The 21,519-nt window shown below is 46.3% G+C and carries 23 protein-coding genes; 8 read left to right on the forward strand and 15 right to left on the reverse strand.

The genetic code is table 11. The annotated features are described in order from the left end of the window. The first annotated feature begins 905 nt into the window (after positions 1–905). The 7 genes from JK154_RS14305 to JK154_RS14335 all read left to right on the forward strand — a co-directional run bounded on the left by JK154_RS14305 (position 906) and on the right by JK154_RS14335 (position 6,494). Complete coding sequence (locus JK154_RS14305; RefSeq protein ID WP_211993237.1) at positions 906–1,679, forward strand: DeoR/GlpR family DNA-binding transcription regulator; 774 nt, start codon at positions 906–908, stop codon at positions 1,677–1,679. 14 nt (positions 1,680–1,693) lie between these two features. Next, positions 1,694–2,332, forward strand: coding sequence for an aldolase (locus JK154_RS14310; protein WP_211993238.1), 639 nt, complete (start codon positions 1,694–1,696; stop codon positions 2,330–2,332). Between the two features lie 36 nt (positions 2,333–2,368). After that, positions 2,369–3,283, forward strand: coding sequence for an AEC family transporter (locus JK154_RS14315; RefSeq protein ID WP_211993239.1), 915 nt, complete (start codon positions 2,369–2,371; stop codon positions 3,281–3,283). 24 nt (positions 3,284–3,307) lie between these two features. Continuing rightward, complete coding sequence (locus tag JK154_RS14320) at positions 3,308–4,009, forward strand: substrate-binding domain-containing protein (RefSeq protein WP_249215938.1); 702 nt, start codon at positions 3,308–3,310, stop codon at positions 4,007–4,009. 11 nt (positions 4,010–4,020) lie between these two features. Then, a complete protein-coding gene (locus tag JK154_RS14325) occupies positions 4,021–4,701 on the forward strand; it encodes an aspartate/glutamate racemase family protein (protein WP_211993240.1) in 681 nt (226 codons plus the stop codon). Then, on the forward strand, positions 4,692–5,972 hold the full coding sequence (gene otnK / locus JK154_RS14330) for a 3-oxo-tetronate kinase (RefSeq protein ID WP_211993241.1): 1,281 nt from the start codon (positions 4,692–4,694) through the stop codon (positions 5,970–5,972). The genes JK154_RS14325 and otnK overlap by 10 nt, the downstream gene beginning before the upstream one ends. 75 nt (positions 5,973–6,047) lie before the next feature. Then, complete coding sequence (locus JK154_RS14335) at positions 6,048–6,494, forward strand: DUF441 domain-containing protein (RefSeq protein WP_249215939.1); 447 nt, start codon at positions 6,048–6,050, stop codon at positions 6,492–6,494. Between the two features lie 213 nt (positions 6,495–6,707). Here JK154_RS14335 and JK154_RS14340 read toward each other — a convergent pair whose 3' ends face one another. From JK154_RS14340 to JK154_RS14360, 5 genes are all read right to left on the reverse strand, one after another. Continuing rightward, positions 6,708–6,869, reverse strand: coding sequence for a hypothetical protein (locus tag JK154_RS14340; protein WP_211993242.1), 162 nt, complete (start codon positions 6,867–6,869; stop codon positions 6,708–6,710). 222 nt (positions 6,870–7,091) lie between these two features. Next, positions 7,092–8,342 (reverse strand): amidase, encoded by a 1,251-nt coding sequence (locus JK154_RS14345; protein WP_211993243.1) that lies wholly within the window; start codon positions 8,340–8,342, stop codon positions 7,092–7,094. Between the two features lie 31 nt (positions 8,343–8,373). Further along, a complete protein-coding gene (locus tag JK154_RS14350) occupies positions 8,374–9,333 on the reverse strand; it encodes an ABC transporter substrate-binding protein (RefSeq protein ID WP_211993244.1) in 960 nt (319 codons plus the stop codon). Position 9,334: 1 nt separating this feature from the next. After that, entirely contained in the window at positions 9,335–10,105 is a 771-nt protein-coding gene (locus tag JK154_RS14355) for an ABC transporter permease (protein ID WP_211993245.1), read from the reverse strand. 5 nt (positions 10,106–10,110) lie between these two features. Continuing rightward, a complete protein-coding gene (locus tag JK154_RS14360; protein ID WP_211993246.1) occupies positions 10,111–10,920 on the reverse strand; it encodes an ABC transporter ATP-binding protein in 810 nt (269 codons plus the stop codon). Positions 10,921–11,585: 665 nt separating this feature from the next. Here JK154_RS14360 and JK154_RS14365 point away from each other — a divergent pair. Next, entirely contained in the window at positions 11,586–12,848 is a 1,263-nt protein-coding gene (locus tag JK154_RS14365) for a Zn-dependent hydrolase (RefSeq protein ID WP_211993247.1), read from the forward strand. A gap of 186 nt (positions 12,849–13,034) precedes the next feature. On the opposite strand, the gene fis is transcribed toward JK154_RS14365, so the two are convergent. The 10 genes from fis to msrP form a co-directional block, all read right to left on the reverse strand. Beyond that, on the reverse strand, positions 13,035–13,331 hold the full coding sequence (fis, locus tag JK154_RS14370) for a DNA-binding transcriptional regulator Fis (protein WP_000462905.1): 297 nt from the start codon (positions 13,329–13,331) through the stop codon (positions 13,035–13,037). Between the two features lie 25 nt (positions 13,332–13,356). Further along, entirely contained in the window at positions 13,357–14,322 is a 966-nt protein-coding gene (dusB, locus tag JK154_RS14375) for a tRNA dihydrouridine synthase DusB (protein WP_211993248.1), read from the reverse strand. A 330-nt stretch (positions 14,323–14,652) separates the two neighbouring features. Next, positions 14,653–15,540, reverse strand: coding sequence for a 50S ribosomal protein L11 methyltransferase (gene prmA, locus JK154_RS14380; protein ID WP_211993249.1), 888 nt, complete (start codon positions 15,538–15,540; stop codon positions 14,653–14,655). Between the two features lie 11 nt (positions 15,541–15,551). Continuing rightward, entirely contained in the window at positions 15,552–17,006 is a 1,455-nt protein-coding gene (gene panF, locus JK154_RS14385; RefSeq protein ID WP_211993250.1) for a sodium/pantothenate symporter, read from the reverse strand. Then, positions 16,996–17,238, reverse strand: coding sequence for a DUF997 family protein (locus JK154_RS14390; RefSeq protein ID WP_211993251.1), 243 nt, complete (start codon positions 17,236–17,238; stop codon positions 16,996–16,998). Before JK154_RS14390 ends, panF begins: the two co-directional genes overlap by 11 nt. A 119-nt stretch (positions 17,239–17,357) precedes the next feature. Continuing rightward, on the reverse strand, positions 17,358–18,704 hold the full coding sequence (accC, locus tag JK154_RS14395; RefSeq protein WP_211993252.1) for an acetyl-CoA carboxylase biotin carboxylase subunit: 1,347 nt from the start codon (positions 18,702–18,704) through the stop codon (positions 17,358–17,360). Between the two features lie 10 nt (positions 18,705–18,714). Further along, the gene (accB, locus tag JK154_RS14400; RefSeq protein WP_211993253.1) at positions 18,715–19,191 is read right to left on the reverse strand and encodes an acetyl-CoA carboxylase biotin carboxyl carrier protein; all 477 of its coding nucleotides are present in this window, start codon (positions 19,189–19,191) and stop codon (positions 18,715–18,717) included. A gap of 21 nt (positions 19,192–19,212) precedes the next feature. Further along, positions 19,213–19,665 carry a type II 3-dehydroquinate dehydratase gene (gene aroQ, locus JK154_RS14405; protein ID WP_211993388.1) on the reverse strand — a complete coding sequence of 151 codons (453 nt, stop codon included), beginning with the start codon at positions 19,663–19,665 and terminating at the stop codon, positions 19,213–19,215. A 232-nt stretch (positions 19,666–19,897) separates the two neighbouring features. Further along, the gene (gene msrQ / locus JK154_RS14410; protein WP_211993254.1) at positions 19,898–20,497 is read right to left on the reverse strand and encodes a protein-methionine-sulfoxide reductase heme-binding subunit MsrQ; all 600 of its coding nucleotides are present in this window, start codon (positions 20,495–20,497) and stop codon (positions 19,898–19,900) included. Next, positions 20,498–21,502, reverse strand: coding sequence for a protein-methionine-sulfoxide reductase catalytic subunit MsrP (msrP, locus tag JK154_RS14415; RefSeq protein ID WP_211993255.1), 1,005 nt, complete (start codon positions 21,500–21,502; stop codon positions 20,498–20,500). Between the last annotated feature and the right edge of the window lie 17 nt (positions 21,503–21,519).

Here is a 21,519-nt window from a genome sequence, read left to right on the forward strand (position 1 = left end):
CCCATGCCGAACTCAGAAGTGAAACGCCGTAGCGCCGATGGTAGTGTGGGGTCTCCCCATGCGAGAGTAGGGAACTGTCAGGCATCAAATAAGCAAGAACCCCAGTCTGACGACTGGGGTTTTTTGCGTTATGGCCCCTGAAAGCTGGTTAATACCAGCTATGCAGTATTTTTGCTGGGGCGGATGCAGCCAGTAGGTATCAGGACAAAAGACAGGAAGAATGGCGGTAGTGCGATAGTCCCGCAGCGCCATGCTGTACCCAGAAGTGAAACGCCCCGACGAAGGGCAGAGTAGGGTCTCCCCATGTGAGAACAGCGAACAATCTGGCATTATATAAGTAAGAACCCCGGTCGAAAGACCGGGGTTTTTTGCGTTATGAAGACATAGAATGCTCCAGATGGCTGTGCTGATACCCGTTACCGGGAAATATATTCAGCATCAGTATACGAAGCCAGCACAGAACCAGAGGACATCATGCATCAGATTAAGCAGAACCCCGGTCACAAGATAGTTTTTACATCTGGAATGAAATAATGGATGACTCACTCTGAACGTCATTCAGTCAGGTTTCACTGTTCGATACACATGAAATCAGGCGTCTGAAAATGACAGGGCTGGTTTGATGAAATACGTCATTATTCACCTGGCTGTCATCCTGTCCATAAGGGCGAGTGAATCGCTGAGAATGTCCTGTATTCTTGTTTTATTCCTCTTTCATAACAATTTAACACTGAGATGTGAAATTACTTTTATAAGAAAATGGCTATTTTTATCATAAAAAACATATTGATATAAATCATTCTTGTATTTATTCAATACGCTGAATTTGTGATGACTCAACTTTTAATGTGAAATTGTTATGAGTAGACTATTTAACCACAGAGAAGCAGTAGGCGGAGGGCCGTATGCTAAGTGCCAATGAGCGTCGGGATTTTATCTATCGATATGTTCATGAGAATCAGCTGGCCAGCTATAACGATCTTGCTGAACTGACCAATGTTTCTCACATGACTATCCGTCGTGATGTGCAAATACTGGAGCGTGAAGGGAAGATAATACGTGTCAACGGAGGGATTCAGTTAAGCGCATTATTAAGCCAGGAATTACCGTGGCAAGATAAATCCTATCTCAATCATAAAATTAAAAAAGAGCTTGGGAAATTTGCTTTCTCACGTATTAGTGAGGGTACCATTGTTTATTTAGATGCTGGCACGACAACATTTGAGATCGCTTGTTCGATTCCTGATAATTTCAGTGTAACTGTTGTCACTAATGATTTTTCAATCAGCAGAGTCTTGATGAATAAACCTGGTGTTGATTTGTTTCATGTTGGTGGGAAAGTAGATAAACGTAATTATTCTTGCGTAGGATTAAGTGCTGCAAATTTTATTAAAGCGCAAAATATAGATTTGGCTTTTTTGAGTACCAGTTCATGGGATCTGAAACATGGTATATCAACACCCTATGAAGGGAAAGCGATCGTGAAGCAAACCGTTATTTCTGTGGCAAATAGGAATATATTAGTTTCAGATAGCAGTAAATACGGAAAATATGGTTTTTATACCGCTTGCCCACTAAGTAGTGTCGATGAAATTATTACTGACAGTATTTCTGGTGAATGCAAAAAGAGTTTGAAAGATATCGACTCACCCAGAATAACCTTTGTTGATATATTCTAAATATGGAACGGTGAATGAACACTGAAAATAAAGTACGTGAAGAAATTTGTCGAGTGGGAGAAAGTTTGTTCCGCCGAGGATACACTGTGGGCACCGCTGGGAATATTAGTGCTAAATTAAATGATGGTTGGCTAATTACACCAACGGATGCATGCTTGGGAAATTTGATTCCAGAGAATATTGCCAAAGTTAATTTACAGGGAGAATGGATCAGTGGTGATAAACCTTCAAAAACATTACGCCTGCATCAGGGAATATATAAAAACAATGATAGCGTTAACTGTGTTCTACATACCCATTCTACGTGGTTAGTATTACTGACGCTGACAGGTGTCTGGTCAAATGAGGCAATATTACCGCCGATTGTTCCTTATCAAGTGATGAAAGTGGGGCGAATCCCGCTAATTGATTATGCAAAGCCTGGTGCACAACAGGTTGCAGAGCGTGTTACCGAATTAGCGACAAGTGTCAAAGGTGTCATGCTGGAGCGGCTTGGGCCAGTAGTATGGGGTGCATCTGTTTCTCAAGCCAGCTTCATCCTTGAGGAGCTGGAGGAAACGGCTAAACTTTGGCTTAACTCTGGAGCCAATATTCCTCCACTCTCTGATGAAGCGGTTAATGAATTATGTAATACATTTAATTGCCAGTGGTAGTCCCCTCTAACCCTAATATATAAAAAAGGTAACAATATGTCTGCATATGAAATTATGCCGCGCGTAGCGTATTTGATCGCGGTCGCAATGCTTGGCTGGTATACATCTAAAAAATTCAAAATAAGCTCTCAGGATATTTCTAAATTACTTATTTACATATTTTCACCAATAGTTTGTTTCGTTCTTATTTTGAATTCTCCGGCGCAAATTAACTATGCAATGTACTCTGTAGTATTTTATGTTGTATCGTGTATTGCCGCATTTATTGCATTATTCGTAGGGCGTTTACTGTGGAAAGATAATCGTGCAAACCTCTTTGGTGCCGCAGGTGGACAAGGTAATGTTGGTTATTTTGTTTTACCTTTAGCAATAGGGTTATTAGGTGGTAGCAGTGAAGGTGCTGCGGCTATCAGTATTGTTGTATTTGCTAAAGTTGCATCCAGTATTTATGAATTTACCGCCGCATATTACATTACTGCACGTGGCCGTTACTCAATAAAACATAGTCTGATGATGGTCATTAAGATGCCAACGTTGCATGCGGCATTGCTGGCGTTGATCCTCAAGTATTTTAACTTTGAATTACCTAATGTAGTAAAAAGCAGCGTTGATGGCTTTGTTGGTGGATATAGTACACTGGGTATGATGATTATCGGTATGTCATTGGCTCGATTTGATAAACTGGTTCCAGACTGGAAATTTGTTACCTCTTCTATTCTGTGGAAACAATTACTTTACCCGGTAGTTATTATCGCAATATTCCGTACCTTCAACTTGAATTCTTCAGAATATGTTGTGATGGTCATGTTAGCCTGTAACCCTCTTGCTGCAAATATGGCCGCGGTTGCTGCAAACTTGGATGTCCACCCAGAAAAAGCCGCATTCGCCATTATGGTGAGTACCATTCTGGCTATCATTACCGTGCCATTAACCATCGCATTCGCTATCTAACTTTACTTAACACTGAGGGAGTTGATGATGTCAAATTCCACAAAATTAAATGTGCATAGCGCACTGGTTGTCCGTTCACCTTTTGACGCATCATTGCTGGATGCCTATCGGCAAGATCATGGCAGCGTGGAGGCGACCTGGACACCGACAACGGTCTTAATGAAAAATATTGAAAGCGGCCTTGCTTGTGATGTGGTTATTGTAACCGATAGCGCCATGGACAAACTGATTACTGATGGCATTGTAGATGCTGCCACACGTCGACCACTCGTGATCTCCAGTATCGGGTTTGCTGTGAAAAAAGGCGAAGAACACCCCACTATTACGACGCCTGATACTTTGCGTGAAACTTTACTGAATACTCGTTCGGTATGTTATTCCATCGGTGGAGCAAGTGGGATCCACTTCAAAAATGTCATCCGTCAGTTGGGTATTGAGGAGCAGGTCGATGCAAAGGCTTGCCCTATACCTGAAGGGTTTACGGCGGAGAAACTGATCACTGGCGAAGCGAGTCTTGCTGTTCAGCAGATCAGTGAATTACTGGTCGTGCCGGGTATTGAAATTGTCGGTAGCCTGCCTGAGGAAGTGCAAAAAATAACATCCTTTTCTATTGCTCTTTTTAGAAATTCGCCATGTAAAGCACAGGGCCAGGCATTGATTGATATCGTCACAGCCCAAACAGCCAAGGCTGAGTATGAACGCTTTGGCCTGACCAGTCGCTTCTGACGGAAAATGAAATGACAAAGAAAATAGTACTGTTACATGCGACCCAAGTCGCTATGCAGCCTATCGCAGCAGCAATGGCGGAACGCTGGCCAGATGCTACAGCGATACACCTCCTTGATGAGGGGCTGTCCCTGGAGAGGGCCAAATCTCCGGCATTGACCCCGGCATTACTTGACCGCTTTGTTCGATTTGGCCTCTATGCCAGAGATATGGGGGCTGATGGGATTTTAGCGACTTGTTCCGCTTTTGGCGAAGCGCTGGATGTTCTTGCAGAGAAGGTGTCGATCCCAGTATTAAAGCCAAACGAGGCCATGTTCGCCCAGGCGCTTGAGACTGGAAATCGCATTGCTATGGTGGCGACCTTCAGTCCAGCAATCGCAGGGATGGAGCAAGAATTTTACGCTATGGCCGCGGCATATGGTCGGACAGCAACACTGACGACCCTTTGTGCGGAAGGGGCTTTGGAACAACTTCGCGCTGGGAACGATAAGGGGCATAACCAGCGAGTTGCCGAATGTGCCAGTCAGCTGGCTGACTATGATGCCATTGTGCTGGCACATTTTTCTACCTCACGTGCACTGAATGATGTTACGGAGGTAGTTTCCATACCCGTGCTGGCGGCCCCCCAGGCAGCGGTAGAACGAATGAAAATCCTGGTGCAGAAACAGGGAGGAGAACCGACATGCTTATAGGCGTCATTGCTGATGATTTTACCGGAGCCAGTGATATAGGTGTGACCCTGGCTAAGGGATTATTAAACGAAGGGGGATTAAATACCGCCTTATATATGGGGGTTCCAGATAGCCCGGCCGCGGATCATATTGGCGCAGGCGTCATTGCATTAAAAAGCCGTTCGCTACCTGTAGAGGAAGCTGTTGCTACTTCTTTAGCGGCCTGTGACTGGTTAATTGATCAAGGGTGTCAGCAAATTGTTTTCAAATATTGCTCAACCTTTGATTCTACGCCCGATGGTAACATCGGGCCTGTTGCTGAAGCACTGGCGGAGCGACTCAATGCCCGTGGCGTTGTAGTCTGTCCGGCGTTTCCTGATATGGGACGTACCTTATATCAAGGGCATCTCTTTGTAGGAGAAAAGCTGTTACATGAGTCTGGCATGGAGCACCACCCATTAACACCGATGACTGATCCTGATGTTCGTCGCTTGTTATCGCAACAGATTAAGGGATCACAAGGTTTCATTGCGTGGCAGACCGTGCAGAAAGGTAGTCAATCTCTGGTGGAAGCTTTAGAGCAGCAAGCTGCGGCCGGACATACGTTGGTGGTGGTCGATGCTATTACTAATGGTGATTTGATCACGATCGGTTCCGCTTGTATGGGTGCTAAGTTAGTGACAGGGGGATCTGCCGTCGCTCAGGCTTTGCCGCATAATTTTATTGCCCACGGTGATATCACTGGAAGTTTTCCTGAAGATCTTAGCCTCAGTGGGCCGGGAGCGGTATTAGTGGGGAGCTGCTCGCGAATGACCTTGCGTCAAATATCCAGGCATGAGCAAGAATACGCTGTTCTGCACATTGCTGCCGAGGATTTGCTGGCAGGTAAGGTATCATTACAGTCGGTTGTTGATTTTGTCTTCACGCAGCAGAGCCGTATTCCTCTGGTGACAACATCAGATGATGCGGGTAAGGTCAGTCAGCTACAGGCGCATTATGGGCGGCAGAAAGTCGCGTCAGCCATTGAGGATTTTTTTGCTACTCTGGCTGTTCGTTTAGCCGATGAGGGCATCACACGGCTGGTAGTCGGTGGCGGCGAAACCTCAGGGGCTGTAGTGAAAGGATTATCATTAAACTCTGTCGTGATTGGCGCAGAAATCAGCACCGGAATCCCTTCTTTACGGGCGGATCGCGGGGGAAGTTCAATGGTTCTGGCGTTAAAATCCGGTAATTTTGGCACTGAGGATTTCTTCCATCAGGCATTTCTCGCCCTGGATCAAAAAGTATCCTGACCTCATCGCGCTGGGCCAGTTTCATGGCCTGGCGCCATTTGCACTATGATTCATTGAGATAAAAGGATCCCTGTTTTGACTGCACTCCTCTACGTTACGTTGGGTGTCCTGGGTATTTTCTGTTATTTCATTAATAACAAAACAATGGCTATTTCCATTGCTTTTCTTTTGATAATGAAAGCGACACCCCTGCGTATTTACTTTCCTTATCTGGAAAGGCAAGGCCTCTCTCTGGGTATACTTATTTTGACGGTAGCAGTACTTTCCCCGTTGGTGAGCGGCTCCTTTCCTGTCAATGCCTTGTTGAAATCGCTGACTGACTGGCGCATGTTAGTGGCGATTATTGTCGGGATACTGGTTTCATGGTTAGGGGGGCGTGGTGTGGCGATGATGACGACACAGCCAGGAATGACGGGGGGATTGATCGTCGGTACGGTGATAGGTGTGGCATTGTTCCGCGGTGTACCCGTCGGGCCACTTATTGCCGCAGGAATTGTGTCATTATTGATTTTTACGCGTTAATAACTGGCAGATGTTTTCATCAGCCAGTACGATAATCTACGGATACTCTCCATATCCCCCATGTTTGTTCCCACTCATCTGATTACCGCCGTTCCGATATTTATTCCGATTATTTTAGACGACAGACATAACGTATCAGAGCAATACCCAGTTAAGTCTCCCTGCCGCTATTACCGGGGCTCTATTCTTTGCCTGCCCCGGTATGTCGTAACCTTATTCGCCATGCTTTTTGAGGTACTGCTTTCTTGACTGCTCGGCCTCTTTTTTGGCTTTTTCTGCCAGCGCTTCGGCTTCTTGTTCTGTGACCTGTTCACCGGCTTCATGCATTTTTGCCAGCCCTTCATTGACATCAGTAGTCAGGGGTTCTTTGCTCATATTTATCTCCTTGCCAGAAAAAATAGACCTTTTGATCATAGTCCAGTCATCCGGCATATTTTTGTTTTTTTGCGCTATGAGTAAAACGAGAAGGGATCAAAAAACCAGAGCGACTGGTCTTTTCCTTACCGTCAGTATCACTACCTGACGGTCAATAAAAACCAATGACTTTATCGTTATCAAGTAGAGTCACCGTCAGCGTGCTGTATATCTGGCTTTAATTCATTTTGTTGAATACTCAATGAACAGATCCCTTTTGTTGATGGGCGCACTGATACAAGGGAGTTGAGATTCCAGCCACAGACTGAATGAGAGCAGTTCAGCTTCACAGAATGCGTGCCCAATAAACTGAATGCCTATTGGCAGATATCTGCTGGAATAGCCTATGGGTAAGGTAATGGCAGGCAAACCTAAAAATGTCCAGGGGGCACAAAAAGAGGCATCGCCAGTATATGCCTGTCCCATCGGGGCGACTCCTGGCGCAGCCAGCGAGAGTATGACATCGCTGTCAGGGAAATAGTCATCTCGCTGCTCACGCGAATCTGTCAGTAACGTAATGGCTTGCTGATATTTTTCTTCAGGGATGCTACGCCCCCGTAGGATTAAGTCAGCAGTTTCTTTGCCTACACTCTCCAGTTGTTCTCCGACATCAGATGAAAGACACTGGTTAGCTTCATATGCCAGAATGATTTCCAGCGCAGCTAACCATTTTTCAGATAAATGAGAGGATTCCAGCCGCTGGCATTCAATTCCGTGTGATTCCAGCAGGGTCACTATCTCGAAGTAATGGGCTTTTAGTTCAGGCTCAACCTCTTTCCACTGTGCAGGAAGATACAGGCTGACTTTCCGTGGCATCGTGGCAACAGGTGCCGTGATTTCAGTACGCTGCTCGATAAAGAGCTGATGGCAAAGACTGGCATATTGGCAGTTTGTCACGATAAAGCCTAAGTGGTCCAGCGAGTGTGCCAGGGGGTGAATACCGGTCGTCGGTAGTAGTCCATAGGTGGGTTTGAAGCCTACGACGCCACAATAGGCGGCTGGACGAATAATCGAGCCGACGGTTTGTGTTCCTAAGGCGATATCAACCATACCCGCAGCTACAGCAGCAGCTGAACCACTGGATGAACCCCCGGGAGTGTGTTTCTGGTTCCAGGGGTTCTTTGTTCCCGTAGCATGACGCCATGCAAATTCCGTGGTCGCTGTTTTGCCAAGAACGATGGCCCCCATCTTTTTTAGCTGCTGCACAATCCAGGCATCCTGACTCGGAAGATATGTCGCAAATAAAGGACAGCCATAACTGGTAGGCATATCTTCAGTATCAATGAGATCCTTGACCGCGACAGGCAATCCCGACAGTGGCAGATCAGGCGATACAGTCTGATAACTTTCTGGAAGAAAGGTAAAAGCCTGTATCTGTGGCTCTCGTTGTTTTACCATTTCAATGGCTCGTTCCAGTCGGCTTATTTCTTTCATTATTCCTCCGGTTTATTCCTGAATCTGTCGGCTATTTTTGATAAATGTTATCCACGACATCGGCATAGGTAACCTGACCAGGCTTAATGTTGCCGATATATTCCTGAACACTGAGGGCATTATTGAATGCAGCTTCTGATATATATGGATTCACTGCATAAATATTATTGGCAGACAGCCGGTTAACGGCATCAGTGACAACTTTAGGGTCCAGGGTCGGGAACTCTTTAATCGCGACCTGGCGGGCAATATCCGGGGAGTTATGCACCACACTTTCAGCTTCTGCCAGTCCGGCAATGAAGTTTTTAACCATTTCGGGTTTATCGGTAATCGTAGATTTTAAGGTATTGATAGTGGAGAACATAAAATCCCCCTTATACTTGTCGTTAAACCCGTAAACTACTTCATTGCCACTGGCAAGCCCCTGGGATACCTGAGGTTCATACACCGCCGCGGCATCAGCACGACCGACACTGAGTGGTGAAAGTTCGGTTCCTATTTGCACGGTAGTCAGCCCGACATCAGGAATGGCTTTATCTTTGATTAATTGCTGAAATAAGTAAGTACTGGTACTGGGTGGCATGGCCGTGGAAACGGTTTTTTTCTGTAAGTCCTCAACCGATTTAATGTTGTTCTTCGGTGGTGCAATCACCCATACAGGCACGCCTGAAACGACCATACCAATAGTGGTTATTGGAGCACCTTTCAGATAAGCCAGTACTGCGGTCATTGGATCCTGGAGTGAGAAATCACTGTGTCCCCCAATCACGGCAGCAACGCCCTGGGATCCACTGCCTGCGGTCATCAGTTTTACGTCAACGCCGTGTTTGGCAAAAATACCCTGATCAATACCCACATATAAGGGTAAATATTGAATTGAGTGAAATGCTTCATAAATAACAGCGGGCTCATTTTTTTGTGCATAGCTGGCGGTGATGCCAGATGCACCAAACAGGACGACAACAGAAAGTAACGAAGGTAAAAGTTTCATTTTATGCTCTCCATTTAACGACTTTTTTCTCAATGTGTTGAATAAGTGCTGTCAATAATGCAGCCATGATAGTTAAGATAATAATGCCCAACCAGACCGTATTCAGATCGAATAGTGAACCTGCGACGAATATTAAATGACCTAACCCACTGTTTGATGAAATATACTCACCCACGACAGCACCAATGAGTGCAAACCCGACATTAATTTTGAGAATTGAAAATATCCATGGGATAGATGATGGAATAATCAATTTTTTGAATATCTGTGCATTTGATGCTTTAAATGATTTGAATAAATTCATCAGGTCACGATCAATGTCTTTCGCAACAGCACAGGCAGAGATCATTGCCACAGCAAAACAAGAAATAGCAGATAACCATATCTTTGATGACGTTTCAGAACCGAACCAGATGACAATTAATGGCCCCAATGCAATCTTAGGAATGCTGTTTAAAATTACGGAAAGCTGTTCACCAATTTGTGATATTTTTGGATAAAACCATAATCCGAGTCCTAATATAATCCCCAGCCCGCTACCAATAATAAGCCCCATGACGGTTTCATAAAATGTAATCCATGTGTCATAAAATATTGTACCCTGCTCGACACTGATAACGGCAGCATTATAAATACCGGCTGGTGAGCCCAGTAGCTGACTATTAATCCACTGTTGCTGGGCAGCTAGCCACCATAAGCAACCCAGTATAAATAGAATAAAAGCAACAATAATTGAGGCGTTGCGGCTATCTTGATTTTTCTTCAATTTCACAACTCCTATTTACCATGAGTAACATTATTCATTCTTAATCCATTCCATATTTGTGTGTGGTAATCATGGAATTCCGGTGCCCCCCTTGCGGAAACCGCCGTCCTTTCTCCTTGTGTTGTCAGGGTGATTGTTTGATTCATCACTATTTTTGCTGGCCGCCCGCCCAGTAGCACGACCCGGTTACTCATCGCGATAGCTTCATCAATATCATGGGTGACCAGAATGACGCTGGTATCCCCTGTTTTGGTGAGATTCATCACGTCGTCTTCAAGCATTAAACGTGTTTCATAATCCAGGGCAGAGAAGGGTTCATCGAGCAGGATAACCGTCGGGTCACATAGCAGGGTTCTGGTGAGTGCCACCCTCTGTTTCATCCCCCCTGACAGTGAGGCAGGATATGCATTTTCAACGGAAGAAAGTCCATATCGCGCAAGCATTTTGACAGCTCTTTGACGGTCATCTTCTGTTGTCTTACGGTATAATTCCACTCCCAACAGAGCATTGTCTAAAATAGTTCGCCAGGGCAATAACAAATCTTTTTGGAGCATATAAGCAATGCGTCCGGGAGCACCATTATGAGCATCACCTAATATCACCTGTCCTGCTGATGGTTTTAACAGGCCTGAAATGAGATTGAACAGCGTACTTTTCCCCGCACCACTTCTGCCGACCACTGCTACAATTTCACCTTTTTCCACCACAAAATTGAGAAACTGAAAAAGCCGCAGCTCCTCACCATTCTCAAGTACAAAATGGTGGCTTAATTGATTTATCTCCAGGGGACTGGAGGTTTCAACACGTTGCGAATTACTCATACCAGCTCTGCCTATTAGTTAAATGAAATTGTATTTTTTTGAATATTGCACGGATCGTGCCAACGCGTATTTTTTTTGAAAAAATGCGTTATCTTTTGAGGGGTGTTTTGAGGATATTTTTCCCATGATACAACGATAATGAGATGCTAATGCTATGTAATGTCAATGGTTTATTGTTATGAGTGCTAATGCCTGTTTTCTGGTTTTTATCGACAGAAGTCTATTCTCTGAATTACAGCCGTATGAGTGTGATAATAGTATGTGTCTGCATGGAATAAGGCATTTGCGCTCTAATATAGTGCAAATGAATGAGAGTGTTCATTTCTGGTAAAACATGCATCATTATAATGCAATCAGATATAAGAATTTATTATTATCCATCGTTTTTATTTTGTAATTACCATTGCTGATAGTGTATGAGATCAAGCGATAGTACAGGGTAAGAATTTTATTATATTACCACTGTCAGTGTGTTTTTTATTCAGGCTATGCTCTGAATGGATTTTGAAAATAAATGTTTCTGAGGCAGTAAGTTTTTATTTTTTAATAGTCCGATAGTGTGGCGTAGTTTGACATTATTATTAAATTTTTTTACGTGATATTCGCGGTCATTTTTAGCATGGCTGGTGGGCGACTTATGCTCCCAGTCATATGAGGAGAAAAGTGTGAATACTGAAGTGTTATCATCAGGTGTCGCGACTATAACTGATTATCGTATTAATGGTCAGCGTCTTTGGGACTCTTTAATGACGCTGGCTGAAATAGGTGCAACGGCGAAAGGGGGCTGTCGCAGACTGGCATTGTCAGAAGAGGATAAGCTGGGGCGGGACTTAGTGGTAAGCTGGGGTCAGGCTGCGGGGTTGAGCATTACCGTAGATAAAATAGGTAATGTATTCATGCGTCGCCCGGGTAAGAATCCACGTTTACCTCCAGTGCTTGCAGGCAGTCATATCGACACGCAGCCGACAGGGGGGAAATATGACGGCAACTATGGTGTACTGGCTGCTCTTGAGGTCATCCGGACGTTAAACGATTTCAATATTGAGACAGAGGCACCTGTCGAAGTGGTATTCTGGACCAATGAGGAAGGGTCACGTTTTACTCCTGTCATGATGGGATCTGGTGTTTTTACCGGGATGTTTTCGTTGGATGATATTTACATGACGACGGATACCGAGGGTAAAAGCGTTGGAAATGAACTAAAAAAAATAGGGTATCTTGGAGAAGAAGAACCCGGAGTTCACCCGGTCAGGGCCTATTTTGAAGCCCACATTGAACAGGGACCTATTCTGGAGGCCGAAAACAACACTATCGGTGTTGTGAGCGGTGCGCTGGGGGTTCGCTGGTATGACTGTACCGTCACCGGGCAGGATTCTCATGCCGGGCCAACACCGATGTCATTACGCAAAGATGCCTTACAGGTTGCTACCGTTATTATGCAGGCTGTGATTGAGATTGCGCGTAAAACACCTGAAGGGCGGGGAACCGTGGGCAGCGTCTACGTGCATCCGAACAGCCGTAATGTGGTGCCAGGTGAAGTTAAATTCTCCATCGATTTTCGGAATACAGACGATGAGAAAGTCGATGAAATGGATACATTACTGAGACAGTGTATTGCGCGTCTACAACAACAGACAGGCCTTAATATTGCTCTGACACAAGTAAGCCATTATTCTGCCAGTCGCTTTGATGAAGGGTGTCAGGCTGCGATTGCTTCGGCAGCAGAACAGCTTCATTTCCCTTTTCAGTCAATTGTCTCCGGCGCCGGGCATGACGCCGTCTTTATGATCAACAAAGCCCCTAGTGGTATGATTTTTATCCCTTGCAAAGATGGCATCAGCCATAATGAAAGTGAGTATGCCTCGCCTGAGCATGTGGCTGCTGGTGCGAATGTGCTATTACAGGTTATCCTTCAGTATGCACAATAAGTAGCGGCCAAAGAGCTTAACTGAGCGTGGTTATCCTGGTGGAGGATGTCAGTGGCAGGGGACTGGGCTTTCACATGAGTGTGATACCGGGAGTAGCAAGCCATGACTGACTGCAACCCGATGTGAAAAAAGGCGCAACCCCATAGCGAGTTGCGCCTTTTTTATCAATGGATTAACTGACTAGTATCAGTTCATGCCATATTTTTTCAGTTTCTTGCGAAGTGTACCGCGGTTGATACCCATCATTAACGCAGCACGGGTCTGGTTACCGCGGGTGTATTGCATCACCATGTCCAACAATGGCTGCTCTACTTCAGCCAAAACCAGCTCGTACAGATCGTTAACATCTTGACCGTTCAGTTGAGCAAAATAGTTCTTCAGTGCCTGTTTTACGGAGTCACGCAGGGGTTTTTGGGTTACTTGATCCTGAGAGTTCACGGTAGAAACGGTCAGTACGTCAGAATTTACGCGTTGTTCGAACATAGTTCTGTCAGCTCTTTATTTCTGTTTAGGCAAAATTTTCGAAGTATGCCTCCAACGCCTCCAGCTGTTCGCTGGCATCCTCAATGGCGTTGAATGTGCGCCGAAACTGGTCATTTGGAGCATGTTCCTGGAGATACCAGGAAACATGTTTTCGTGCAATTCGATAACCTTTAACCTGACCATAAAAGTCATGCAGGTCACGAATATGAGCACAGAGTAAGCGCTTAACCTCCGCCATAGGCAAAGACGGTAGCAACTCTCCAGTGTCCAGATAGTGCTGGATTTCCCGAAAGATCCAGGGTCTTCCCTGAGCTGCACGTCCTATCATTAGAGCATCAGCTCCAGTGTAGTCGAGCACAGCTCTGGCTTTAAGCGGGTCAGTAATGTCACCATTCGCGATTACCGGAATGGAAACCTTCTGCTTAACTTCCCGAATACTGTCGTATTCAGCATTGCCCTGAAATAAACAGGCGCGGGTGCGTCCATGAATTGTCAGTGCCTGAATGCCACAGTCTTCAGCCAGTTGGGCAATTTGTACACAGTTACGGTGCTCAGGATCCCAGCCTGTGCGAATTTTCAATGTGACCGGCACATCCACTGCATTGACCACCGTTGCCAGGATATCCTTGACCAGGCTTGGGTGTTGCAGCAGGGCGGAACCTGCCAATTTTCGATTCACTTTTTTAGCTGGGCAACCCATATTGATATCAATAATTTGGGCACCATTAGACACGTTAATACATGCTGCTGCAGCCATTTCATTCGGGCAGCTACCTGCAATTTGCACGGTACGAATACCCGGTTCATCCACATGAACCATCCGTAAACGGGATTTGTCACTGACCCATACTTCTGGATTAGAAGACATCATCTCGGAAACAGTTAAACCGGCCCCCATCTCGTAACACAGCGTTCTGAAGGGTCTGTCTGTAATACCCGCCATAGGTGCTGCAATTAGCCGATTTCTGAGCTGGTAATGTCCGATGCGCATGAGTTAAGAAATGACCATACTGTGCCTGCAAGGCGGCGTATATTACGCATTTTTTGCCTGAGATGAAAGGACAAACTTTGAGCAATGCGTTTAAAACATGTAAATGATACATGTGCTTGTCCAAGGTTAAGCTAAATTACACTTAAAAATCAAAAGATTACCATTAAAAGGTTGTTTTATGATCTATTGAATTTTCATTATAATTAGCACATCTCTGCCTCTCTGAAGCAGGCACATGTAAGGTAACTTGCTGTATTAATGAACACTTTTTCTTTTTATGTAAACGAGCTCTCATATTTTTGAGCTCGTTTATTGCTGCGCTTATCGTGATTACACCCCAGTCTTATAGCCGGTAATGCGACACCATTCCTCTTTTTCTGCAACGGGGTCAAGAGTGAATACCCCCTCATAGGCTTCACAGACTCCAGCAGCCTGGGATGCCAGTACGCCAGAAAGCCCAAGCAGACCGCCTTGCACGGGAAGGACACTAATCAAAGGGGCAAGTTCACGCAGCGGGCCTGCGAGGATATTGGCGACGACGACATCTGCCTGCATATCAGCAGGTTGATCCTGTGGTAAATAAAGCGCCAGTCTGTCGGATACGCCGTTACGTTCTGCATTATCCCTGCTTGCCTGAATAGCCTGTGGATCGATATCGATACCAATTGCCTTCTCTGCACCAAGCTTAAGCGCAGCAATGGCCAGGATACCGGAACCGCAGCCAAAATCGATAATTGTTTTACCCGTCAGATTGATGCTGTCCAGCCACTCAAGACACAGGGAGGTCGTTGGGTGGGTGCCGGTACCAAACGCCAGGCCCGGGTCTAGCATGACGTTAACCGCATCTTTGTCCGGGACGTCGCGCCAGCTTGGGCAAATCCATAACCGCTGGCCAAAGCGCATGGGGTGGAAATTATCCATCCACTCACGTTCCCAGTCTTTATCTTCCAGTTGTTCAATTTTATGCGTGAAGCCAGGGCGTAACAGCGGGCAGTATTCAAGCATTGCCACCACTGCTTTCATCTCGGTTTCTGCGTCATACAGGCCTATCACATCCGTGTCTCCCCACAGGCGTGTTTCACCTGGTAAGGGCTCAAATACAGGGGTGTCATGGGTATCCTGAAAGGTCACCGAAACAGCACCGCTCTCGATCAGTGCATCACCGAGTTCTTCGGCATTTTCACCCGTGGTGTTTATTTTTAGTTGGATCCATGGCATAGAAAAACTCTTTATTTATCAGTAGGTGAAACAATAGGATATTCAGCGACATCCTGACCAAAACGGTTACCGACTACGAATGCCAGTAAACTGAGTAGTAAGGACGGTATTATCGGGTGGAAGCCGAAAAATTGAATATTAAAACTGGCCAGCACAGCATACAGCAGCGCCCCGACGATCATTCCGCTCAACGCCCCTGCTGCATTGGCTCGTTCCCAATACAGGCCCAACACGAGTGGCCATAGGAATACCGCTTCAAGCCCACCAAAGGCCAGCAGATTAAGCCAAATTATCATTTCAGGAGGACGCCAGGCCGCCAGCAGGAGCAACGCTCCGAGGATTAAGGTGCTGGCGGAAGAAAGGAGTTTAAGCCGTCTCTCATTGTTTACCTGATCAGGACGAAAATTAAGGTAGAGATCTTTGACTATGGTTGCGGAAGACTGCAGCAACTGGGCGTTGATTGTCGACATGATCGCCGCCATCGGTGCGGCGAGGAAGATCCCTGCGGCAACGGGAGGTAACACGGTAATCATCAATGTGGGAATGACCAAATCAGGAACATTAAGGTCAGGAATAATCGCACGCCCCAATGCGCCCGCCAGGTGCATGCCGAACATTAAGATCGCGACGACAATGGTGCCAAGAACGATTCCACTATGCATGGCTTTACTGTCTTTGTAAGAGATGCAGCGAACCGCAGTGTGAGGAAGCCCAATCACGCCGAAACAGACCAGAACCCAGAAGGAGGTCATAAACGCCGGGGACAGAATATCATCAGCGCCCTGGGGAGAGACCAGTTTTGGATCAATATGCTGCAGTGTTTCTACGGCGTTATGCAAACCACCAGCAGCGTGCACAATCGCTATCAGTAGCAGGATGGTACCAATCAGCATCACCATCCCTTGCATTGTGTCGTTCAGTACACTGGCGCGGAAACCGCCGAAAGCGGTATAAAGTGCGATGCTGACACCAAATATCAGTAATCCTGTTTCATAAGGGATACCTGCGGCTGTTTCCAGCAAGCGCGCCCCGCCAATAAACTGAACCGTCATAGCGCCAATGAAAGCGACCAGCAGGCTAAAACTCGCCAGCCAAACGAGCAAACGACTACGATAGCGGGCATACAGCATATCGTTCAATGTGACTGCATTGTAACGGCGCGCAAGAATAGCAAACTTTTTCCCTAATACACCCAATGACAACCAGACCGCCGGTAGCTGAATCATTGCGAGTAATACCCACCCCAGCCCGTACTTATAAGCCGCACCAGGGCCACCGATAAATGAACTGGCGCTGATATAAGTCGCAGTCAGCGTCATTGCCAGGACAAATCCGCCCATGGAACGATTGCCGAGAAAGTACTCATTCAGGAAGTTCCCTGTACGGTTACGACGCATGGCATACACTGATATCCCAAACACCAGGAACAAATAGATGATTAAAGGCCAAATCACGTCATGATGCATGATCATCCTCCAGAGGCATATTGCGATAGATGACTCTGACCATTAACCAGCACAGTAAAATGAACAGGAGTGGGATAAGCAGACATGCCATTTCAAACCAATGGGGTAGGCCAGTCGGGCCCTGTGTATTATCGGGTATATAGGCAGCCAGCAGCCAGGCAGCCAAGTACAACAATGTTAGCCATAGCGCCCAGCGCGCTTCTTTACTGGCCTGAACAAATCGCTTGTCCATGATAGCCTCGTGGGTTGAGCACAGAGCGACACTTATGTACCGCTTTAGATGGATCATTAGAAAGGAAAGGGCCGGAAGCATCCGGCCCTTTTGTCACACCATTCATGTTCTATGTAAACTTAGTCCTGGAGACCCAGTTTCTTTTCCAAATAGTGGATATTAGCCCCACCTTTCTGGAAGTGTTCATCGTTCATGATCTTGGTCTGTAGTTCAATGTTGGTTTTTATACCATCGATAATCAGTTCAGCCAGGGCATTTTTCATGCGTGAGATAGCGATTTCGCGTGTCTCTCCGTAGCAAATCAGTTTACCAATCATTGAGTCATAGTAAGGAGGAACGGTGTAGCCAGCATAGATATGTGACTCCCAACGAACCCCAAAGCCACCAGGAGAATGGAAACGCGTGATTTTCCCGGGGCTTGGCAGGAAGGTATTAGGATCTTCTGCGTTGATACGGCACTCAATTGCGTGGCCCTTAACATGCACATCTTTTTGCTTAATGGACAGTTTCTTGCCAGAAGCAATCAGCAGCTGTTCTTTAATCAGGTCTACGCCAGTGATCATTTCGGTCACCGGGTGCTCTACTTGAATACGGGTGTTCATTTCAATGAAATAGAACTCGCCGTTTTCAAACAGGAACTCAAAAGTACCTGCGCCACGGTAGTTAATATCTACGCAGGCTTTGGCACAACGCTCACCGATAGCACGACGCAATTCTGGCGTGATGCCTGGTGCTGGAGCTTCTTCAACCACTTTCTGGTGACGACGCTGCATTGAACAGTCACGTTCAGCCAGGTAAATCGCATTACCCTGACCATCAGCCAGAACCTGGATTTCGATATGACGCGGGTTCTCAAGATACTTTTCCATATAGACCATATCGTTGTTGAAAGCTGCTTTTGCTTCCGCACGGGTCATATTAATGGATTGTTCCAGTTCACTGTCGCTGCGTACTACACGCATACCACGACCACCGCCGCCGCCAGAGGCTTTGATAATGACCGGGTAGCCTATGCGTTTTGCATGGGCACGGTTCTTGTCCATATCGTCGCCCAGTGGGCCATCAGAACCTGGTACACAGGGAACACCGGCTTTTTTCATGGCTTCGATAGCTGAAACTTTATCGCCCATCAGGCGGATAGTTTCAGCACGAGGGCCTATGAAGATAAAGCCTGAACGTTCAACTTGTTCAGCGAAGTTGGCGTTCTCGGATAAAAAACCATAACCCGGGTGAATGGCCACTGCGCCAGTAATTTCTGCTGCAGAGATGATAGCCGGGATATTTAAATAGCTTTTTACCGAAGGAGCCGGGCCGATACAGACCGTCTCATCTGCCAGTAATACGTGTTTCAAGTCGCGATCCGCAGTTGAGTGGACAGCAACAGTCTTGATGCCCAGCTCTTTACAGGCACGCAGAATACGCAGTGCAATCTCACCACGGTTGGCAATGACAATTTTTTCCAGCATGTTCGCCTCGTTATTCGATAACAACTAACGGCTCGTCAAACTCTACCGGCTGACCATTTTCAGCCAGAATGGCTTTCACCACTCCTGCCTTGTCCGCTTCGATCTGGTTCATCATTTTCATTGCTTCAACGATGAACAGAGTATCGCCCACATTCACTTGCTGGCCAACCTCAATGAAAGGTTTTGCCTCCGGTGTTGGGGTGCGATAGAAAGTTCCTACCATTGGAGAACGTACAATATGACCACTCATTTCCGCAGCAGCGGGTGCTTCTTTAGCTACGGGCGCTGCTGTCGGTGCGATAGCCTGAGACAGACCTGGTTGTGGTGCGTACATTGGTGCCGCATAAGCTTGTTGCATCACTGGGTTTCCAGCGTTAACTGGCGCACGACTGATGCGCACAGACTCTTCACCTTCAGAAATTTCCAGTTCAGAGATGCCAGACTCTTCAACCAGTTCAATCAGTTTTTTAATCTTACGAATATCCATGAGTGAGTTCCGTACTCTTGTTTAGATAGATTTTGACAAGCGTTTTACCGCTGTCTGAAGTGCATATGAATAGCCATCGGCGCCTAATCCACAGATTACCCCAACGGCTTTATCAGATAGGTATGAATGGTGGCGAAAAGGTTCACGTGCATGAACATTGCTGAGGTGAATCTCGATAAACGGGATGTCGACAGCCAACAAAGCATCACGCAACGCGACGCTGGTATGTGTAAAAGCGGCCGGATTAATCAGGATGAAGTCCACAGTACCTTTAGCCTGATGAATTCGGTCAATTAACACATGTTCAGCATTTGACTGCAGGTGGTCAAATCCAACCTCTAAAGCATTGGCCTCTGTCTCAAGTGTATTAACAATTTCTGATAACGTCCGACTGCCATACGTATCTGGCTCCCGGGTTCCTAACATATTTAGATTAGGACCATTCAATAGTAAAATGTTAAATTTACACGACATCGTGCCACCATCTCCTGCAATGTTGCCAGTAGCAGACAAAATATACTTAAGTTGTCTGATTGTCATCTCTTAAGCCAAAAAATGCGACCCAGAAAAAACAGAAGTCGCATATTATAACTATTTCGTGGCTTTTGGCAGCTAAATACTGGCCTTATCTGGGAAGATTATCAACCACTACCCTAAAATAGCCGATGGGTTGAATCCTGGCTGGAATGTGGTGAATGTGGTGTAACTAGTTCGTCTTGCAGCAGAATTTCTTATATCGCAGGGCCAGTAATACGAGTGCCACCAAAGCATACAGCAGAGGTTGGGGAGACAGTATTTTAACCGACCAGATAAAGTGAATTGATACCAGAATCAGTATCAAGTAGACGCTATTATGCAGTTTTTGCCAACGGGAACCTAAATATTTCATCGCGGAGCGGGTTGATGTCAGGGTCAGAGCAAATAACATGACCCAGCTTATCATCCCAAGGGTCAGATAGGGGCGAGTGACTAACTCTTGCCCCAGCAGACTGAGGTTACTTATTCCCAGTTCCAGTACCGAATAGCTGAGTAAGTGTAACGTAGCCCAAGTGAAACACCAAACACCGAGCAGGCGTCGGGTACGGATGAGTAATGGTTGCCTGATATAGCGAGCAAGGGGGGCAACAACTAAGGTTATCAGTAGCAATTTTAGCGCCATCAGGCCGGTAAAATGCTGAATATCTTTCACTGGATCGGCGCTGAGTTTCCCCTGGATAATGGCAAAAATTAACCATACCAGTGGTAAAAAAGCGGCCAAGTGTAGCAACGCTTTTAGCCATAAGATCCGGTGAGAGGTTAGACGCATTCAGAAGTTCTCCTTAAGATTCATACCTCGATAGAGAGAGGCAACCTGACTCGCATAGCCATTAAACAGCAATGTTGGCTGACGTTTCACATCAAGTATGCCACCGGAGCCAATAACTCTTTCTGAGGCTTGGGACCAGCGAGGGTGATCAACGTGTGGGTTCACGTTGGCATAGAAACCATATTCGTTGGGGGCAGCCATGTTCCAGGTTGTTGGCGGAAGTTCAGAAACGAGTCGAATACTCACGATCGATTTAATCCCTTTAAAGCCATATTTCCACGGTACGATCAGCCGTACTGGTGCCCCATTCTGCGGTGGGAGAGCTTTGCCATAAACACCGACTGTTATTAGTGTCAGGGGATGCATGGCTTCATCCAGACGTAATCCTTCCACATAGGGGTATGTCAGCCCACCACCGATAAAGCGATCTTTTTGCCCTGGCATTTGTTCCGGATCATACAGCGTTTCAAAAGCGACATACTTAGCGTTGCTGGTGGGTTCGACCAATGAGAGTAATTTGCTCAGAGGAAAACCGATCCATGGCACAACCATCGACCAGGCTTCAACACAACGCATACGATAGATACGCTCTTCCAGTGGAAAACGTTGGTGCAGTGCGTCGAGATCCAGCGTGAGGGGTTTAGCCACTTCTCCACTGATAGTCAGTTGCCAAGGATCGGTCTGAAGTTCCCCTGCATTGGCCGCAGGATCTGCTTTATCCAGACCAAATTCATAGAAGTTATTGTATCCCGTGACTTTATCTTCGGGCGTCAGACTTATAGTGGACTGCCATTGCTGTGGCTGGCTAAAAGTCAGAGGTTTTCCTGAGGGGGCGGGTGGTCTGTCGTTACCTTTAAACCAGGACAGAATATTTGCCCGAGCTGGTTGAGGCAGGGCTAAGGCTGCAGCACTAATACCCAGTGCTTTTAGTACCTGACGGCGCTTCATGATAAACACAGATTCAGCTGTAACATCAGCCTCAGTAAGATGGGGGACCTTTTTCATAGCGCTCTCCTTTATAC

The organism is Citrobacter sp. JGM124 (genome assembly GCF_018257795.1).
Lineage (GTDB): Bacteria > Pseudomonadota > Gammaproteobacteria > Enterobacterales > Enterobacteriaceae > JGM124.

Excerpts from the sequence above, each read along its gene's own strand:
- dusB (WP_211993248.1), bottom strand. The coding sequence starts at position 14,322 with ATGCGCATCGGACATTACCAGCTCAGAAATCGGCTAATTGCAGCACCT.
- otnK (WP_211993241.1), top strand. The coding sequence starts at position 4,692 with ATGCTTATAGGCGTCATTGCTGATGATTTTACCGGAGCCAGTGATATA.
- accB (WP_211993253.1), bottom strand. The coding sequence starts at position 19,191 with ATGGATATTCGTAAGATTAAAAAACTGATTGAACTGGTTGAAGAGTCT.
- prmA (WP_211993249.1), bottom strand. The coding sequence starts at position 15,540 with ATGCCATGGATCCAACTAAAAATAAACACCACGGGTGAAAATGCCGAA.
- fis (WP_000462905.1), bottom strand. The coding sequence starts at position 13,331 with ATGTTCGAACAACGCGTAAATTCTGACGTACTGACCGTTTCTACCGTG.
- JK154_RS14345 (WP_211993243.1), bottom strand. The coding sequence starts at position 8,342 with ATGAAAGAAATAAGCCGACTGGAACGAGCCATTGAAATGGTAAAACAA.
- JK154_RS14340 (WP_211993242.1), bottom strand. The coding sequence starts at position 6,869 with ATGAGCAAAGAACCCCTGACTACTGATGTCAATGAAGGGCTGGCAAAA.
- JK154_RS14325 (WP_211993240.1), top strand. The coding sequence starts at position 4,021 with ATGACAAAGAAAATAGTACTGTTACATGCGACCCAAGTCGCTATGCAG.
- JK154_RS14350 (WP_211993244.1), bottom strand. The coding sequence starts at position 9,333 with ATGAAACTTTTACCTTCGTTACTTTCTGTTGTCGTCCTGTTTGGTGCA.
- aroQ (WP_211993388.1), bottom strand. The coding sequence starts at position 19,665 with ATGTCGTGTAAATTTAACATTTTACTATTGAATGGTCCTAATCTAAAT.
- JK154_RS14360 (WP_211993246.1), bottom strand. The coding sequence starts at position 10,920 with ATGAGTAATTCGCAACGTGTTGAAACCTCCAGTCCCCTGGAGATAAAT.
- JK154_RS14320 (WP_249215938.1), top strand. The coding sequence starts at position 3,308 with ATGATGTCAAATTCCACAAAATTAAATGTGCATAGCGCACTGGTTGTC.
- msrQ (WP_211993254.1), bottom strand. The coding sequence starts at position 20,497 with ATGCGTCTAACCTCTCACCGGATCTTATGGCTAAAAGCGTTGCTACAC.
- JK154_RS14310 (WP_211993238.1), top strand. The coding sequence starts at position 1,694 with ATGAACACTGAAAATAAAGTACGTGAAGAAATTTGTCGAGTGGGAGAA.
- JK154_RS14390 (WP_211993251.1), bottom strand. The coding sequence starts at position 17,238 with ATGGACAAGCGATTTGTTCAGGCCAGTAAAGAAGCGCGCTGGGCGCTA.
- panF (WP_211993250.1), bottom strand. The coding sequence starts at position 17,006 with ATGCATCATGACGTGATTTGGCCTTTAATCATCTATTTGTTCCTGGTG.
- JK154_RS14305 (WP_211993237.1), top strand. The coding sequence starts at position 906 with ATGCTAAGTGCCAATGAGCGTCGGGATTTTATCTATCGATATGTTCAT.
- JK154_RS14315 (WP_211993239.1), top strand. The coding sequence starts at position 2,369 with ATGTCTGCATATGAAATTATGCCGCGCGTAGCGTATTTGATCGCGGTC.
- accC (WP_211993252.1), bottom strand. The coding sequence starts at position 18,704 with ATGCTGGAAAAAATTGTCATTGCCAACCGTGGTGAGATTGCACTGCGT.
- msrP (WP_211993255.1), bottom strand. The coding sequence starts at position 21,502 with ATGAAAAAGGTCCCCCATCTTACTGAGGCTGATGTTACAGCTGAATCT.